Annotated in this window: 1 protein-coding gene; it reads right to left on the reverse strand. The window is 43.2% G+C overall.

The window, feature by feature from the left end:
* Positions 1-1,004, reverse strand: a 1,004-nt coding sequence (locus KDK17_RS13565; protein ID WP_257288276.1) for a hypothetical protein, incomplete at both ends; no start/stop codon positions are given.

The raw sequence follows: 1,004 nt of genomic DNA on the forward strand, positions 1-1,004 counted from the left end.
TAATTGGTCGTAGGGATGATGTCCCTCAAAAGGTCGACAAAGGACGAGGTGAAACGCGTCCTGCAGTTTCGCTGAACTGAATCTCTGGCAACGTTCATGAAACTCCAGCATCACAGCCTGATCACTGATAGAGTCGGAATCAACCATTAAAGACCATAAATCTGTACCCTGGTAGGATACTCCCAATGCCTTCAGGTGGCAGAAAAGTCTTTTTGAATAAAATTGTTCTAAAGCATTCTTGGCGGTTTCCTCACTAACAGCCACTCCGAGCCTGGCCAGATCAGTGGACAATTGGATAATGATATCTTCGTAGTAAGCTGACCAGCCCATACACTGGTTTTCGTCGTCTCCCGTCGCTCTGTTCAACAGATCATACATACATAATTTTTCTGCTGATTTGATCACTAAATCAAATATTGTTTGGTATCCTCCCCAGTAAAGTACTTTTTTTTGAACAGGGAAACCCTGGTCTATTAATTCCCATAAGTGTTGACGGGTGAAGCGATCCGGGTTCATTACCAGTTTTATAATGTCCTCAGCCTGAAATGGATGCTGTTGTGTTGGCAGATGCTGTTGATTCAGGATTTCAGCTTTTAACGACATTGGCAGAAGATTCAACAACCTCTTCAAGTTCTCTTCAGAAATGTTATGGGACATCGCAAAATTACTGAGCCTGGCTTCATTAAGTGCTAACAGATCACCACGGAGTTCATCCTCAAAATAAACCTCTACAGAACCGCCTTGCTGGGAATAAACCAGCCAGGGCAATGGGTCAATGCCAAAAGCCTCTTCTAATTGATGTTTATCCTGTAAATGATCGGTAATACTTTTGGCAATGTTCTCTTTTACAGTGAAAAAGCACTTGATGTCTGATTTTGTATACCCGGTGGTTAGCCATTCTGCAGGGCGTCTTAAGTTTCTATCATCTTTTTCTCTGAATTCGGGCGGCTTGAATGTGCCGTTCGGACGCAGTCCACCTGATGTAGACTTCCTGTATACACAAC

Source organism: Endozoicomonas sp. SESOKO2, assembly GCF_024606245.1.
In the GTDB taxonomy this organism is placed as follows: domain Bacteria; phylum Pseudomonadota; class Gammaproteobacteria; order Pseudomonadales; family Endozoicomonadaceae; genus Endozoicomonas_A.